The sequence below is a fragment of the Tenacibaculum sp. MAR_2010_89 genome, assembly GCF_900105985.1.
Lineage (GTDB): Bacteria > Bacteroidota > Bacteroidia > Flavobacteriales > Flavobacteriaceae > Polaribacter > Polaribacter halocynthiae.
This window is the reverse complement of record NZ_FNUB01000005.1, coordinates 1,856,611-1,876,639: the sequence shown is the minus strand read 5'-3', so window position 1 is coordinate 1,876,639 and position 20,029 is coordinate 1,856,611. Positions and strand designations below refer to the sequence as shown.

The following is a 20,029-nucleotide window of genomic DNA, read 5'->3' as shown; positions in this document are numbered from 1 at the left end:
TTATCTGTTAATATATATCCATCCTTTTTTAACAGGGCTACCATCTCCTAAATCTAATACATAAAAATATGTTCCTACAGGCAACTTACTATCAACATTAATGTTGACTCTACCATTTGATACTCCTTTGAAAGCTACATCTTCATTATTATATCCTTTTGCTTTATAAACAGTATTACCCCATCTATTAAAAATTTCAATTGTATTGTTTTTATAATTCTCTATACAATCAATTTGTAAAGCATCATTTACTCCGTCTCCGTTTGGACTAAATTCGTTAAAAATTGTTATACAATCATAACTATCACCAAATACATCATCAGCCCCATCTACACTATCAGAAATACCATCTCCATCAGAATCAGTTCCACTATCACTTACTACTCCATCTCCTCCACTATTTGGATCAGTTGGATCAGTATCATTTACATCAGAATTTCCTGAGTCTCCAAAATTACTATCATCTTCATCTACAACATCAAGAATACCATCTCCATCACTATCAGGCCCATCTACTAACCCATTTCCATCTTCATCATCATTACCTCCTTCTTCAACATCATTAATTCCGTCATCATCACTATCTAGATCTAAATAATCTGGTACTCCATCACTATCAGTATCAGTATTGTCAGATTCTCCTCCGTTACCTTCACCAAATTCAGAATCATCATTATCAACACTATCAACAATTCCATCTCCATCTGCATCTGCTCCGTCAGCAATACCATCATTATCTACATCAACGTTTCCATCTTCGATAACATCGTTAATTCCGTCATTATCACTATCAAGATCTAAATAATCTGGTACTCCATCTCCATCAGTATCTGGTTCAGATATATTTTCAGAATCATCATCTTGTCCATCTCCATCTGCGTCACTATATCCAGTATCATTTGAATCTATAACACCATCTCCATTCGTATCTAAAGCTCCATTTCCACCTTCATCTACATCTAAAATTCCGTCATTATCACTATCTAAATCTAAATGATTTGGTACTCCATCTCCATCGGTATCATAAACATCTGGGATACCATCTCCATTACTGTCTGTATAATCAGTTGTTGAACTATCTCCTGAACCTCCATCATCAGAAGTATCTTGCCAGTTTGGAATACCATCACCATCTTCATCACCTGTTGCATTATTATCACCAGATCCTTCATCAACATCTGCTATTCCATCATTATCATCATCTTCATCTATATTATCTGGAACTCCATCTCCATCTGTGTCAATTGCATCTCCAAACGCTCCATTTGCTCCATCTTCACTATCTGAAATACCATCTCCATCAGAATCAGTACCACTATCAGTTACAACACCTGTACCTCCATCATTTGGATCTGTAGGATCAGTATCATTTACATCTGAGTTTCCTGAATCTCCAAAACCACTATCGTCTTCATCTACAACATCAAGAATACCATCTCCATCTGAATCTGGCCCATCTACTAAACCATTTCCATCTACATCATCATTACCTCCTTCTTCTACATCATTAACTCCATCATCATCACTATCTAGATCTAAATAATCTGGTACTCCATCATTATCAGTATCAGTATTGTCAGATTCTCCTCCGTTACCTTCACCAAATCCTGAATCATCGCTATCTGCACTATCAACAATACCATCACCGTCAGCATCTCCTCCATCAGCAATACCGTCATTATTATTATCTACATTTCCATCTTCTATAACATCATTAATTCCGTCATTATCACTATCAAGATCTAAATAATCTGGCACTCCATCTCCATCGGTATCTGGTTCAGAAATATTTTCAGAATCATCATCTTGTCCATCTCCATCAGCATCACTATATCCACTATCGTTAGAATCTATAACACCGTCTCCATTAGTATCTAAAGCTCCATTTCCACCTTCATCTACATCTAAAATTCCGTCGTTATCACTATCTAAATCTAAATGATTAGGAACTCCATCTCCATCTGTATCATAAACATCAGGAATACCATCACCATTACTATCTGTATAATCAGTTATAGAACTATCTCCTGTATTTCCATCATCGGTAGTATCCTGCCAGTTTGGTATTCCATCACCATCTTCATCTCCAGTAGCATTGTTATTACCAGATCCTTCATCAACATCTGCTATTCCATCATTATCATCATCTTCATCAACATTGTCAGGAACTCCATCTCCATCTGTATCAGTTTCTGTTAATGGATTAACAGTTAAGTAAACCGTTGCCTGATCACATACTACTGGTGTTCCATTATCACATACCTCATATACGAAACTATCTGTTCCACTATATCCTGCAGTTGGTGTGTAAACAAACGTTCCATCTGCATTAATAACTACTGTTCCATTTATTGGACCTGTTACTGCTGTTGTGTTTACAGTTTGTGTATCTCCCTCTGGATCTGTATCATTAGTTAATACATTTCCTGAGATAGTACTGTTTGAATCTCCATTAAACGCATCATCGTTTGCATAACTATCATTTGTCCCATCTACTGGACTTACTGTGATCGTTACTACCGCTGTACTACATAAAGCTGGACTTCCATTATCACATACTTCATATTCAAATGTATCCTCTCCACTAAATCCTGCATTTGGTGTATATGTATACGTTCCGTCTGCATTGATGGTTACTGTTCCATTACTTGGATTACTTACTGGAGTTGTATTGATCGTTAATGGATCACCATTTGGATCAAAGTCATTCGATACTAAGTTTCCACTTACTGGACTTCCTACTTCAGTATTTCCTGTGTCATTATTAGCGATTGGACCATCATTTACTCCTACACTTGTTACTGGTAATACCTCAATAGTTACTGTTGTTGTATCACATGCTTGTGGGCTTCCATTATCACATACTGTATAAGTAAAAGTATCTTCTCCTGTAAACCCTGCATTTGGTGTATATGTGTAATCTCCATTTGCACTGATCGTTACCGTTCCGTTACTTGGATTTGTATTTGAGCTTACCGTTTGAGTGTTTCCTTCTGAATCCTCATCATTCGTTAATACATTTCCACTTACAGCTACATCAACATATGTATTTGTGATATCAACTACTGCATCGGTTGTGTTTACTGGATTAACAGTTAAGTAAACCGTTGCCTGATCACATACTACTGGTGTTCCATTATCACATACCTCATATACGAAACTATCTGTTCCACTATATCCTGCAGTTGGTGTGTAAACAAACGTTCCATCTGCATTAATAACTACTGTTCCATTTATTGGACCTGTTACTGCTGTTGTGTTTACAGTTTGTGTATCTCCCTCTGGATCTGTATCATTAGTTAATACATTTCCTGAGATAGTACTGTTTGAATCTCCATTAAACGCATCATCGTTTGCATAACTATCATTTGTCCCATCTACTGGACTTACTGTGATCGTTACTACCGCTGTACTACATAAAGCTGGACTTCCATTATCACATACTTCATATTCAAATGTATCCTCTCCACTAAATCCTGCATTTGGTGTATATGTATACGTTCCGTCTGCATTGATGGTTACTGTTCCATTACTTGGATTACTTACTGGAGTTGTATTGATCGTTAATGGATCACCATTTGGATCAAAGTCATTCGATACTAAGTTTCCACTTACTGGACTTCCTACTTCAGTATTTCCTGTGTCATTATTAGCGATTGGACCATCATTTACTCCTACACTTGTTACTGGTAATACCTCAATAGTTACTGTTGTTGTATCACATGCTTGTGGGCTTCCATTATCACATACTGTATAAGTAAAAGTATCTTCTCCTGTAAACCCTGCATTTGGTGTATATGTGTAATCTCCATTTGCACTGATCGTTACCGTTCCGTTACTTGGATTTGTATTTGAGCTTACCGTTTGAGTGTTTCCTTCTGAATCCTCATCATTCGTTAATACATTTCCACTTACAGCTACATCAACATATGTATTTGTGATATCAACTACTGCATCGGTTGTGTTTACTGGATTAACAGTTAAGTAAACCGTTGCCTGATCACATACTACTGGTGTTCCATTATCACATACCTCATATACGAAACTATCTGTTCCACTATATCCTGCAGTTGGTGTGTAAACAAACGTTCCATCTGCATTAATAACTACTGTTCCATTTATTGGACCTGTTACTGCTGTTGTGTTTACAGTTTGTGTATCTCCCTCTGGATCTGTATCATTAGTTAATACATTTCCTGAGATAGTACTGTTTGAATCTCCATTAAACGCATCATCGTTTGCATAACTATCATTTGTCCCATCTACTGGACTTACTGTGATCGTTACTACCGCTGTACTACATAAAGCTGGACTTCCATTATCACATACTTCATATTCAAATGTATCCTCTCCACTAAATCCTGCATTTGGTGTATATGTATACGTTCCGTCTGCATTGATGGTTACTGTTCCATTACTTGGATTACTTACTGGAGTTGTATTGATCGTTAATGGATCGCCATTTGGATCAAAGTCATTCGATACTAAGTTTCCACTTACTGGACTTCCTACTTCAGTATTTCCTGTGTCATTATTAGCGATTGGACCATCATTTACTCCTACACTTGTTACTGGTAATACCTCAATAGTTACTGTTGTTGTATCACATGCTTGTGGGCTTCCATTATCACATACTGTATAAGTAAAAGTATCTTCTCCTGTAAACCCTGCATTTGGTGTATATGTGTAATCTCCATTTGCACTGATCGTTACCGTTCCGTTACTTGGGTTCGTATTTGAGCTTACCGTTTGAGTGTTTCCTTCTGAATCCTCATCATTCGTTAATACATTTCCACTTACAGCTACATCAACATATGTATTTGTGATATCAACTACTGCATCGGTTGTGTTTACTGGATTAACAGTTAAGTAAACCGTTGCCTGATCACATACTACTGGACTTCCATTATCACATACCTCATATACGAAACTATCTGTTCCACTATATCCTGCAGTTGGTGTGTAAACAAACGTTCCATCTGCATTAATAACTACTGTTCCATTTGTTGGACCTGTTACTGCAATTGTATTCACGGTTTGAGTATTACCCTCTGGATCAGTATCATTCGTTAATACATTTCCTGAGATAGTACTGTTTGAATCTCCATTAAACGCATCATCGTTTGCATAACTATCATTTGTCCCATCTACTGGACTTACTGTAATTGTTACTACCGCTGTACTACATAAAGCTGGACTTCCATTATCACATACTTCATATTCAAATGTATCCTCTCCACTAAATCCTGCATTTGGTGTATATGTATACGTTCCGTCTGCATTGATGGTTACTGTTCCATTACTTGGATTACTTACTGGAGTTGTATTGATCGTTAATGGATCACCATTTGGATCAAAGTCATTCGATACTAAGTTTCCACTTACTGGACTTCCTACTTCAGTATTTCCTGTGTCATTATTAGCGATTGGACCATCATTTACTCCTACACTTGTTACTGGTAATACCTCAATAGTTACTGTTGTTGTATCACATGCTTGTGGGCTTCCATTATCACATACTGTATAAGTAAAAGTATCTTCTCCTGTAAACCCTGCATTTGGTGTATATGTGTAATCTCCATTTGCACTGATCGTTACCGTTCCGTTACTTGGATTTGTATTTGAGCTTACCGTTTGAGTGTTTCCTTCTGAATCCTCATCATTCGTTAATACATTTCCACTTACAGCTACATCAACATATGTATTTGTGATATCAACTACTGCATCGGTTGTGTTTACTGGATTAACAGTTAAGTAAACCGTTGCCTGATCACATACTACTGGTGTTCCATTATCACATACCTCATATACGAAACTATCTGTTCCACTATATCCTGCAGTTGGTGTGTAAACAAACGTTCCATCTGCATTAATAACTACTGTTCCATTTGTTGGACCTGTTACTGCTGTTGTGTTTACAGTTTGTGTATCTCCCTCTGGATCTGTATCATTAGTTAATACATTTCCTGAGATAGTACTGTTTGAATCTCCATTAAACGCATCATCGTTTGCATAACTATCATTTGTCCCATCTACTGGACTTACTGTAATTGTTACTACCGCTGTACTACATAAAGCTGGACTTCCATTATCACATACTTCATATTCAAATGTATCCTCTCCACTAAATCCTGCATTTGGTGTATATGTATACGTTCCGTCTGCATTGATGGTTACTGTTCCATTACTTGGATTACTTACTGGAGTTGTATTGATCGTTAATGGATCACCATTTGGATCAAAGTCATTCGATACTAAGTTTCCACTTACTGGACTTCCTACTTCAGTATTTCCTGTGTCATTATTAGCGATTGGACCATCATTTACTCCTACACTTGTTACTGGTAATACCTCAATAGTTACTGTTGTTGTATCACATGCTTGTGGGCTTCCATTATCACATACTGTATAAGTAAAAGTATCTTCTCCTGTAAACCCTGCATTTGGTGTATATGTGTAATCTCCATTTGCACTGATCGTTACCGTTCCGTTACTTGGATTTGTATTTGAGCTTACCGTTTGAGTGTTTCCTTCTGAATCCTCATCATTCGTTAATACATTTCCACTTACAGCTACATCAACATATGTATTTGTGATATCAACTACTGCATCGGTTGTGTTTACTGGATTAACAGTTAAGTAAACCGTTGCCTGATCACATACTACTGGTGTTCCATTATCACATACCTCATATACGAAACTATCTGTTCCACTATATCCTGCAGTTGGTGTGTAAACAAACGTTCCATCTGCATTAATAACTACTGTTCCATTTGTTGGACCTGTTACTGCTGTTGTGTTTACAGTTTGTGTATCTCCCTCTGGATCTGTATCATTAGTTAATACATTTCCTGAGATAGTACTGTTTGAATCTCCATTAAACGCATCATCGTTTGCATAACTATCATTTGTCCCATCTACTGGACTTACTGTAATTGTTACTACCGCTGTACTACATAAAGCTGGACTTCCATTATCACATACTTCATATTCAAATGTATCCTCTCCACTAAATCCTGCATTTGGTGTATATGTATACGTTCCATCTGCATTGATGGTTACTGTTCCATTACTTGGATTACTTACTGGAGTTGTATTGATCGTTAATGGATCACCATTTGGATCAAAGTCATTCGATACTAAGTTTCCACTTACTGGACTTCCTACTTCAGTATTTCCTGTGTCATTATTAGCGATTGGACCATCATTTACTCCTACACTTGTTACTGGTAATACCTCAATAGTTACTGTTGTTGTATCACATGCTTGTGGTGTTCCATTATCACATACTGTATAAGTAAAAGTATCTTCTCCTGTAAACCCTATATTTGGTGTATATGTGTAATCTCCATTTGCACTGATCGTTACCGTTCCGTTACTTGGATTTGTATTTGAGCTTACCGTTTGAGTGTTTCCTTCTGAATCCTCATCATTCGTTAATACATTTCCACTTACAGCTACATCAACATATGTATTTGTGATATCAACTACTGCATCGGTTGTGTTTACTGGATTAACAGTTAAGTAAACCGTTGCCTGATCACATACTACTGGACTTCCATTATCACATACCTCATATACGAAACTATCTGTTCCTGTATATCCTGCAGTTGGTGTGTAAACAAACGTTCCATCTGCATTAATAACTACTGTTCCATTTGTTGGACCTGTTACTGCTGTTGTATTCACGGTTTGAGTATTACCCTCTGGATCAGTATCATTCGTTAATACATTTCCTGAGATAGTACTGTTTGAATCTCCATTAAACGCATCATCGTTTGCATAACTATCATTCGTTCCATCTACTGGACTTACTGTAATTGTTACTACCGCTGTACTACATAAAGCTGGACTTCCATTATCACATACTTCATATTCAAATGTATCCTCTCCACTAAATCCTGCATTTGGTGTATATGTATACGTTCCATCTGCATTGATGGTTACTGTTCCATTACTTGGATTACTTACTGGAGTTGTATTGATCGTTAATGGATCACCATTTGGATCAAAGTCATTCGATACTAAGTTTCCACTTACTGGACTTCCTACTTCAGTATTTCCTGTGTCATTATTAGCGATTGGACCATCATTTACTCCTACACTTGTTACTGGTAATACCTCAATAGTTACTGTTGTTGTATCACATGCTTGTGGTGTTCCATTATCACATACTGTATAAGTAAAAGTATCTTCTCCTGTAAACCCTATATTTGGTGTATATGTGTAATCTCCATTTGCACTGATCGTTACCGTTCCGTTACTTGGATTCGTATTTGAGCTTACCGTTTGAGTGTTTCCTTCTGAATCCTCATCATTCGTTAATACATTTCCACTTACAGCTACATCAACATATGTATTTGTGATATCAACTACTGCATCGGTACAATTACCTTCATTAATAACAATATTTGAACTTGCTAATGATATACATCCTGCTGTATTTTCTACTGTAAATGTATAAGTCCCTGGATTTCCTGTTACCAATCCTGTTGATGAAATACTCACAACACTTGGAGTGAAATTATAAGTATTCAACGCATTGTATCCTACTATTTGGAAACTTCCTATCGTTACTGTACATGTTGGTTGTGTTATTGCCCCATTCGTCGGCGTACTCGGTACTGTTAATTGACTATCGGTATCATTAGTAAAGCTTGAAGAGGCTGTACTTGGACAACTTCCTGCGCTGGTACTAGTAGCAGTAATCGTATAAGAAGTTCCATCTACTCCTCCGCTTACAACTCCTCCTGCTCCTACGGTTAAACCTGCTGGACTAGAGGTATACGTAACACCACTTGCTACATAATTTGTTACCGTTACTACCGCTGCACTTGAACAGCTTGCTGCTGTTACACTTACTACTGGCGTACTCGGTACTGTTAATTGACTATCGGTATCATTAGTAAAGCTTGAAGAGGCCGTACTTGGACAACTTCCTGCGCTGGTACTAGTAGCTGTAATGGTATAAGAAGTTCCATCTACTCCTCCGCTTACAACTCCACCTGCTCCAACGGTTAAACCTACTGGACTAGAGGTATAGGTTACACCGCTTGCTACATAATTTGTTACCGTGACTACCGCTGCACTTGAACAGCTGGCTGCTGTTACACTTACTACTGGCGTACTCGGTACTGTTAATTGACTATCGGTATCATTAGTAAAACTTGAAGAGGCCGTACTTGGACAACTTCCTGCGCTGGTACTAGTAGCTGTAATGGTATAAGAAGTTCCATCTACTCCTCCGCTTACAACTCCTCCTGCTCCAACGGTTAATCCTGCTGGACTAGAGGTATAGGTTACACCGCTTGCTACATAATTTGTAACCGTGACTACCGCTGCACTTGAACAGCTGGCTGCTGTTACACTTACTACTGGCGTACTCGGTACTGTTAATTGACTATCGGTATCATTCGTAAAGCTTGAAGAGGCTGTACTTGGACAACTTCCTGCGCTTGTACTAGTAGCTGTAATGGTATAAGAAGTTCCATCTACTCCTCCGCTTACAACTCCTCCTGCTCCTACGGTTAAGCCTGCTGGACTAGAGGTATAGGTTACACCGCTTGCTACATAATTTGTAACCGTTACTACCGCTGCACTTGAACAGCTTGCTGCTGTTACACTTACTACTGGTGTACTCGGTACTGTTAATTGACTATCGGTATCATTAGTAAAGCTTGAAGAGGCCGTACTTGGACAACTTCCTGCGCTGGTACTAGTAGCAGTAATCGTATAAGAAGTTCCATCTACTCCTCCGCTTACAACTCCTCCTGCTCCTACGGTTAAACCTGCTGGACTAGAGGTATACGTTACCCCGCTTGCTACATAATTTGTTACCGTGACTACCGCTGCACTTGAACAGCTTGCTGCTGTTACACTTACTACTGGCGTACTCGGTACTGTTAATTGACTATCGGTATCATTAGTAAAGCTTGAAGAGGCCGTACTTGGACAACTTCCTGCGCTGGTACTAGTAGCTGTAATCGTATAAGAAGTTCCATCTACTCCTCCGCTTACAACTCCTCCTGCTCCTACGGTTAAGCCTGCTGGACTAGAGGTATACGTTACCCCGCTTGCTACATAATTTGTTACCGTTACTACCGCTGCACTTGAACAGCTTGCTGCTGTTACACTTACTACTGGTGTACTCGGTACTGTTAATTGACTATCGGTATCATTCGTAAAGCTTGAAGAGGCTGTACTTGGACAACTTCCTGCGCTGGTACTAGTAGCAGTAATCGTATAAGAAGTTCCATCTACTCCTCCGCTTACAACTCCTCCTACTCCTACGGTTAAGCCTGCTGGACTAGAGGTATAGGTTACACCACTTGCTACATAATTTGTTACCGTTACTACCGCTGCACTTGAACAGCTTGCTGCTGTTACACTTACTACTGGCGTACTCGGTACTGTTAATTGACTATCGGTATCATTCGTAAAGCTTGAAGAGGCTGTACTTGGACAACTTCCTGCGCTGGTACTAGTAGCTGTAATCGTATAAGAAGTTCCATCTACTCCGCCGCTTACAACTCCTCCTGCTCCTACGGTTAAACCTGCTGGACTAGAGGTATAGGTTACACCACTTGCTACATAATTTGTTACCGTTACTACCGCTGCACTTGAACAGCTTGCTGCTGTTACACTTACTACTGGCGTACTCGGTACTGTTAATTGACTATCGGTATCATTCGTAAAGCTTGAAGAGGCTGTACTTGGACAACTTCCTGCGCTGGTACTAGTAGCAGTAATCGTATAAGAAGTTCCATCTACTCCGCCGCTTACAACTCCTCCTGCTCCTACGGTTAAACCTGCTGGACTAGAGGTATAGGTTACCCCGCTTGCTACATAATTTGTTACCGTTACTACCGCTGCACTTGAACAGCTGGCTGCTGTTACACTTACTACTGGCGTACTCGGTACTGTTAATTGACTATCGGTATCATTAGTAAAGCTTGAAGAGGCTGTACTTGGACAACTTCCTGCGCTAGTACTAGTAGCAGTAATCGTATAAGAAGTTCCATCTACTCCGCCGCTTACAACTCCTCCTGCTCCTACGGTTAAGCCTGCTGGACTAGAGGTATAGGTTACCCCGCTTGCTACATAATTTGTTACCGTGACTACCGCTGCACTTGAACAGCTTGCTGCTGTTACACTTACTACTGGCGTACTCGGTACTGTTAATTGACTATCGGTATCATTAGTAAAGCTTGAAGAGGCTGTACTTGGACAACTTCCTGCGCTAGTACTAGTAGCTGTAATGGTATAAGAAGTTCCATCTACTCCGCCGCTTACAACTCCTCCTGCTCCTACGGTTAAGCCTGCTGGACTAGAGGTATAGGTTACCCCGCTTGCTACATAATTTGTTACCGTGACTACCGCTGCACTTGAACAGCTTGCTGCTGTTACACTTACTGCTGGCGTACTCGGTACTGTTAATTGACTATCGGTATCATTAGTAAAGCTTGAAGAGGCCGTACTTGGACAACTTCCTGCGCTAGTACTAGTAGCTGTAATGGTATAAGAAGTTCCATCTACTCCGCCGCTTACAACTCCTCCTGCTCCAACGGTTAATCCTGCTGGACTAGAGGTATACGTAACACCGCTTGCTACATAATTTGTTACCGTTACTACCGCTGCACTTGAACAGCTGGCTGCTGTTACACTTACTACTGGCGTACTCGGTACTGTTAATTGACTATCGGTATCATTCGTAAAGCTTGAAGAGGCTGTACTTGGACAACTTCCTGCGCTGGTACTAGTAGCAGTAATCGTATAAGAAGTTCCATCTACTCCTCCGCTTACAACTCCACCTGCTCCTACGGTTAATCCTGCTGGACTAGAGGTATACGTTACCCCGCTTGCTACATAATTTGTTACCGTGACTACCGCTGCACTTGAACAGCTGGCTGCTGTTACACTTACTACTGGCGTACTCGGTACTGTTAATTGACTATCGGTATCATTAGTAAAGCTTGAAGAGGCCGTACTTGGACAACTTCCTGCGCTTGTACTAGTAGCTGTAATCGTATAAGAAGTTCCATCTACTCCTCCGCTTACAACTCCACCTGCTCCTACGGTTAATCCTACTGGACTAGAGGTATAGGTTACACCGCTTGCTACATAATTTGTTACCGTGACTACCGCTGCACTTGAACAGCTGGCTGCTGTTACACTTACTGCTGGCGTACTCGGTACTGTTAATTGACTATCGGTATCATTAGTAAAGCTTGAAGAGGCTGTACTTGGACAACTTCCTGCGCTGGTACTAGTAGCTGTAATCGTATAAGAAGTTCCATCTACTCCTCCGCTTACAACTCCACCTGCTCCTACGGTTAATCCTGCTGGACTAGAGGTATAGGTTACACCACTTGCTACATAATTTGTTACCGTGACTACCGCTGCACTTGAACAGCTGGCTGCTGTTACACTTACTACTGGCGTACTCGGTACTGTTAATTGACTATCGGTATCATTAGTAAAGCTTGAAGAGGCCGTACTTGGACAACTTCCTGCGCTGGTACTAGTAGCAGTAATCGTATAAGAAGTTCCATCTACTCCTCCGCTTACAACTCCACCTGCTCCTACGGTTAATCCTGCTGGACTAGAGGTATAGGTTACACCACTTGCTACATAATTTGTTACCGTGACTACCGCTGCACTTGAACAGCTGGCTGCTGTTACACTTACTACTGGCGTACTCGGTACTGTTAATTGACTATCGGTATCATTAGTAAAGCTTGAAGAGGCCGTACTTGGACAACTTCCTGCGCTGGTACTAGTAGCTGTAATGGTATAAGAAGTTCCATCTACTCCGCCGCTTACAACTCCACCTGCTCCTACGGTTAAACCTACTGGACTAGAGGTATAGGTTACACCGCTTGCTACATAATTTGTTACCGTGACTACCGCTGCACTTGAACAGCTGGCTGCTGTTACACTTACTACTGGCGTACTCGGTACTGTTAATTGACTATCGGTATCATTAGTAAAGCTTGAAGAGGCCGTACTTGGACAACTTCCTGCGCTGGTACTAGTAGCAGTAATCGTATAAGAAGTTCCATCTACTCCGCCGCTTACAACTCCACCTGCTCCTACGGTTAAACCTGCTGGACTAGAGGTATAGGTTACACCGCTTGCTACATAATTTGTTACCGTGACTACCGCTGCACTTGAACAGCTGGCTGCTGTTACACTTACTACTGGCGTACTCGGTACTGTTAATTGACTATCGGTATCATTAGTAAAGCTTGAAGAGGCTGTACTTGGACAACTTCCTGCGCTAGTACTAGTAGCTGTAATGGTATAAGAAGTTCCATCTACTCCTCCGCTTACAACTCCACCTGCTCCAACGGTTAATCCTGCTGGACTAGAAGTATAGGTTACACCACTTGCTACATAATTTGTTACCGTTACTACCGCTGCACTTGAACAGCTGGCTGCTGTTACACTTACTACTGGCGTACTCGGTACTGTTAATTGACTATCGGTATCATTAGTAAAGCTTGAAGAGGCTGTACTTGGACAACTTCCTGCGCTAGTACTAGTAGCTGTAATGGTATAAGAAGTTCCATCTACTCCTCCGCTTACAACTCCACCTGCTCCAACGGTTAATCCTGCTGGACTAGAAGTATAGGTTACACCACTTGCTACATAATTTGTTACCGTTACTACCGCTGCACTTGAACAGCTGGCTGCTGTTACACTTACTACTGGCGTACTCGGTACTGTTAATTGACTATCGGTATCATTCGTAAAGCTTGAAGAGGCCGTACTTGGACAACTTCCTGCGCTAGTACTAGTAGCTGTAATCGTATAAGAAGTTCCATCTACTCCTCCGCTTACAACTCCTCCTGCTCCTACGGTTAAGCCTGCTGGACTAGAGGTATAGGTTACACCGCTTGCTACATAATTTGTTACCGTGACTACCGCTGCACTTGAACAGCTTGCTGCTGTTACACTTACTACTGGCGTACTCGGTACTGTTAATTGACTATCGGTATCATTCGTAAAGCTTGAAGAGGCTGTACTTGGACAACTTCCTGCACTGGTACTAGTAGCTGTAATCGTATAAGAAGTTCCATCTACTCCTCCGCTTACAACTCCTCCTGCTCCTACGGTTAAGCCTGCTGGACTAGAAGTATACGTAACCCCGCTTGCTACATAATTAGTAACCGTTACTACCGCTGCACTTGAACAGCTTGCTGCTGTTACACTTACTACTGGCGTACTCGGTACTGTTAATTGACTATCGGTATCATTAGTAAAACTTGAAGAGGCTGTACTTGGACAACTTCCTGCGCTGGTACTAGTAGCTGTAATCGTATAAGAAGTTCCATCTACTCCTCCGCTTACAACTCCACCAGCTCCTACGGTTAAGCCTGCTGGACTAGAAGTATACGTAACCCCGCTTGCTACATAATTAGTAACCGTTACTACCGCTGCACTTGAACAGCTAGCTGCTGTTACACTTACTACTGGCGTACTCGGTACTGTTAATTGACTATCGGTATCATTAGTAAAGCTTGAAGAGGCCGTACTTGGACAACTTCCTGCGCTGGTACTAGTAGCTGTAATCGTATAAGAAGTTCCATCTACTCCTCCGCTTACAACTCCTCCTGCTCCTACGGTTAATCCTGCTGGACTAGAAGTATAGGTTACACCACTTGCTACATAATTTGTTACCGTTACTACCGCTGCACTTGAACAGCTAGCTGCTGTTACACTTACTACTGGCGTACTCGGTACTGTTAATTGACTATCGGTATCATTAGTAAAACTTGAAGAGGCCGTACTTGGACAACTTCCTGCGCTAGTACTAGTAGCAGTAATCGTATATGAAGTTCCATCTACTCCTCCGCTTACTACTCCTCCTGCTCCTACGGTTAATCCTGCTGGACTAGAGGTATAGGTTACACCACTTGCTACATAATTTGTTACCGTTACTACCGCTGCACTTGAACAGCTTGCTGCTGTTACACTTACTGCCGGTGTACTCGGTACTGTTAATTGACTATCGGTATCATTAGTAAAGCTTGAAGAGGCCGTACTTGGACAACTTCCTGCGCTTGTACTAGTAGCAGTAATCGTATAAGAAGTTCCATCTACTCCTCCGCTTACAACTCCTCCTGCTCCTACGGTTAAGCCTGCTGGACTAGAGGTATAGGTTACACCACTTGCTACATAATTTGTTACCGTGACTACCGCTGCACTTGAACAGCTTGCTGCTGTTACACTTACTGCTGGTGTACTCGGTACTGTTAATTGACTATCGGTATCATTCGTAAAGCTTGAAGAGGCCGTACTTGGACAACTTCCTGCGCTGGTACTAGTAGCAGTAATCGTATAAGAAGTTCCATCTACTCCTCCGCTTACAACTCCACCAGCTCCTACGGTTAAACCTGCTGGACTAGAGGTATAGGTTACCCCGCTTGCTACATAATTTGTTACCGTGACTACCGCTGCACTTGAACAGCTTGCTGCTGTTACACTTACTACTGGCGTACTCGGTACTGTTAATTGACTATCGGTATCATTAGTAAAGCTTGAAGAGGCCGTACTTGGACAACTTCCTGCGCTGGTACTAGTAGCTGTAATGGTATAAGAAGTTCCATCTACTCCTCCGCTTACAACTCCTCCTGCTCCTACGGTTAAGCCTGCTGGACTAGAGGTATACGTAACACCACTTGCTACATAATTTGTTACCGTTACTACCGCTGCACTTGAACAGCTTGCTGCTGTTACACTTACTGTTGGTGTTGCTGGAGTAGTATTAACCGTTAATGCTACTGTATCTTCTTGTGGACAACTATTATTTGTTGATGTTACTTCAACTCTATAATTATTACCAGATAAACCTGCTGTTGCATTTGTAATTACTAAAGAAGCAGTAGAAGTACCACTATAAGGTGCTACATTTGTTAAAGGAGTAGTACTAGTTCCTAAAAACCATTTATACACATAATCTCCTGAAGGAATAGCTGTTGTTATATCATCTCCTGTTGCTCCGGTTGTTCCAAAATTAGTAACTCGAAGTCCAGTTGGTGTAGCTGTTAATGTTATATTACTACCAGTACAAACTGAAGCCGGATCAGGTGTTATGACAACGTTCGAAATCACTTCACTAATAATTTCAGTTCCATTAACTCCATTATAACCTCCTGTTCCTCCAGTTACTCGACCACTACTATCGAAACCAGTTCCGTCTAAAACTCCATCTTTAGTAGCATCTGTTCCTCCAGATTCTACTGAATCAGGACACCCGTCATTATCACTATCTGTATCTCTTAAATTAGGAATTCCATCACTATCCGTATCACAAAGTAAACGAATACCAAAAGCAACACCTTCAAGCCCCCCTTGATTTATAGTAACATTTAAAACAGAAGCATTTTCAGAATAATAAATAGAATTATTACCTAACGTTGTTGATGTATCTATTAAAGTTTTTGAACCTGCACCAGAAAAAGAACCTCCAGTTCCAATTGATTCTAAAAGAGTCCAATCACCTCCATTCGTATTAAACTGAATTGACTCACTACCAGATGCTGTAGCTTCAGCATCTAATGCCAATAAATATAAAGGATAAGGATTACCAGATTTAGTTGCTGTAAACGTAACAGTGAAAGACACATCTGCTCCATTAACTGTTCCATAAAAAGCTTCAGTTGTTCCTGAAGTATTATACATATCCTTAAGGCTTGAACCACTCCATGTATTCATATCCGTTGGAATGAATGAACTTGTATTTCCAGTTGCATTTGAAAATGTAGCTGTTACAACTAAGCCATCCGGTAAATTAAATGTTTGAGAATCTCCATTTTGTATACCATTAGTAAAATCAGTTCCTGTCCAATTAAAAAAGTACAACTGATCTTGTAAAGTTCCCGAACCAGAAGTAGAATTAGCAACTAATGGTTGATCACAATATCCTTCAACAGCATCTAAAATACCGTCATTATCATCATCTAAATCACAACCATCTGGCACTGTATCTCCATCACTATTAATCGCATCATCATAACCATCACAAACATCAGAAGTATTAATTACTCCATCTCCATCATCATCACATTGGCCACCTGTTACACCAGAGTTTGTTGAACTAACATTAGTTTGACCAGCTCCAGCAGAACTAGGAATACCAGTAGAACCAACACCTCCAGTTAATCTACCATTACTATCAACACTTGATAATGTTAACCCTGTATTACTACCTTCTAAAGCATCAAAACAACCATCATTATCAGAATCTGTATCTAAATAGTTTGGTCTTCCGTCATTATCAGAATCTAAATGGGTGTTACAAAATGTAAAATTACTTAAACCTGCAAATTGGAATTGACTAGCTACAGGTGCTGTTGTTAAGTTTTTATATACAACTTCTAGTTTAATAATCCACGCTTGTACCCCATTTATTACTACATCTCTATCACGACTAGCTGTTTGTCCTCTAAAAGCATTAGAAGCAAATGTTTGCCCATCTAATGTATATTCAGAAGCACTTAATGTATGTGTAGTTCCGTCTGTTTTAGTCAAAATTAATTCTACTTCATCTATAAACGTAGTATTTCCACCACCTTCATCAACATCTATAAGAGTAAAACCTAAATTATACACTGGTTCATCAAACTCAAAACTATGTCTAGATTCTCCTCCGTTTTCTGCTTTTTGATATAAAGTATAAGAAGAACCCGAGCTCTCAAAATTATTAACTCTATACTCTTGTGTGGATAGCCCACCTCCATCTCTAGTTAACCTTACTCCTGTTCCATTAACAGTTAAATTAGCATTAGCAACAACTGGATCATCTCCTAAAGCAGGATCAGTTGTACTAGTACTCTCTGCATATAAATTATTCCAATTTAACGTAGAATTACTTGTTGCACAAATTCCTAATTCATTAATATCTAATATTCCATCATTATCATCATCGTAATCACAACCATCAGGTACTGTATCTCCATCAGCATTATTATTATCATCAAAACCATTACATATATCAGAGCCATCAGCTACACCATCTCCATCAGTATCAGTTACAGGGACAGTTCCTGAATATTCAATTTGACTAAAAGGAGTACTTGTATTAACAAAACCATTACAATTAAACTCTGTAAAAACTACCCTAACAACTCCTGTAAAAGTTGATGTATAACTAACACTTGATTGAGTACCACAACTATCATCATTATAAGCTAAAAAACCTCCAGTTCCATTATTATATAGAGACAACTGGGTATCATATGTAGCTTCCCCACAAGTATTTACATTATAAACACCTCCAGTAACTACATTCATTAGAAAATAGCCTCCAGTATAATAATTAGGTGTTAATTGAGTAGCAACTGTTGGTGTTACAGTTAAACCAGTATTATACCATGTAAAACCAGTTCCTCCATTAGAAGCAAACCCACATTGACTGTAAGAATTAAAAGAAAACAAAAAAGAAAATAAGAAAAAAGCCACCAAAGCTGCATTAACTCTTATTCTTGAAAAGTAATACTTCTCCATATAAATTGAATTTAGTATATATTGTTACAACACTATATTTAGTGTTATTTTAATTTTAATAAATTACATGGAGGGCATAAAAAAGCCCCCAAAAAAATACATTTAGCCGTTACAACGACAAATCTATAGTTTGGGGGGACGTTTCTAATAAACGATGCAAATATAATTAACTTTTATTTACATTCTACATTTATTTAGAAACTTTTTATAAAAAAAAGTCACACCACAATAATAACAAAAAACTATAATAGTGAAGTTTTATATATTTAAAAACTATTTAAACAAACTCTATAAATTAACCTTAAGACCTTATTATGAAAAAACCAATAAGCAGTACCATTCACTTAAAAAAAACACCTTAAACACACCCTAATCGTGTTTTATTTTTTTAAAGCTTCAAAAAAACTTAAAACCGAAACTATATCTTCCTTTTTAGTGAATCTACTAAAAGAAAAACGCACTGAAGTTTTTTCAGCCTCATACTTATTCAAAAAATCATCCAAAACATGAGATCCTTTATCACTTCCACTTTGACAAGCACTTCCTCCAGAGACAGAAATCCCAAACAAATCTAAATTAAAAAGTAACAACTTATCTGTAAACGGAAACCTTACATTTAAAACAGTATACGTACTCTTATCCATATTACTAGATAATCCATTAAAATGAATTTCAGGAAATATTTTAATCAAGCCATCAATCAATTGTTTTTTAATTCCTTTAATATATATAGTATCTTTTTCAATTCTTCTCATCGCTATATCTAATCCCTTTTCCATTCCAAGAATTGAATGTACATTTTCTGTACTTGAGCGACTCCCTCTCTCTTGATCACCTCCATGGAACATAGGAAAAACACCAATATTTTTCTTCACATAAGCAAAACCAACTCCTTTAGGTCCATGAAATTTATGAGCGCTTGCCGTAATAAAATCTATAGGCACTTCTTTTAAATCCAATTCATAATGCCCTATCCCCTGAACAGTATCAGAATGAAACAATACTCCATTAATTTCACACAACTTAGCAACCTCTTTAATTGGCAACAAATTACCAATCTCATTATTCACCCACATTAAACTAACTAATGCTTTTGTATCTACACTCTCTAAAACACTCGCTAACTCATCTAAATCAATTCCACCATCATCATTCACTTTTAGACACACTACATCTACCCCATACTTACTTTCCAAAAATTCAATAGTATGTAAAACAGCATGATGTTCTATTCTAGTTGTAACAATAGTTTCTACTCCTAAATTAGCAACTGCATTTTGCAAAATTAAATTATCAGCTTCCGTACCTCCAGAGGTAAAAATAATTTCCCTTGCAGACACATTAAAGTGTTTCGCTATATTCTTTCTTGCTGTTTCAACAGAAACTTTTGCTGTTCTTCCAAACTGGTGTGTTGATGATGGGTTACCAAAATTAACACGCATTGAATCAGACATTAACTCTATCACCTCTGGCAACATAGGTGTAGTTGCTGCATTATCTAAATAAATTCTTTTCATTC

General features: G+C 39.2%; 2 protein-coding genes. Both read right to left on the bottom strand.

Annotated elements, in window-relative coordinates:
- Positions 1-18,510 (bottom strand): tandem-95 repeat protein, encoded by an 18,510-nt coding sequence (locus BLV71_RS11715; RefSeq protein ID WP_093870728.1) that lies wholly within the window; start codon positions 18,508-18,510, stop codon positions 1-3.
- A 380-nt stretch (positions 18,511-18,890) separates the two neighbouring features.
- Positions 18,891-20,027: a cysteine desulfurase family protein gene (locus tag BLV71_RS11710; RefSeq protein WP_093870727.1), complete on the bottom strand. Its 1,137-nt coding sequence runs from the start codon at positions 20,025-20,027 to the stop codon at positions 18,891-18,893.
- Positions 20,028-20,029 lie beyond the last annotated feature (2 nt).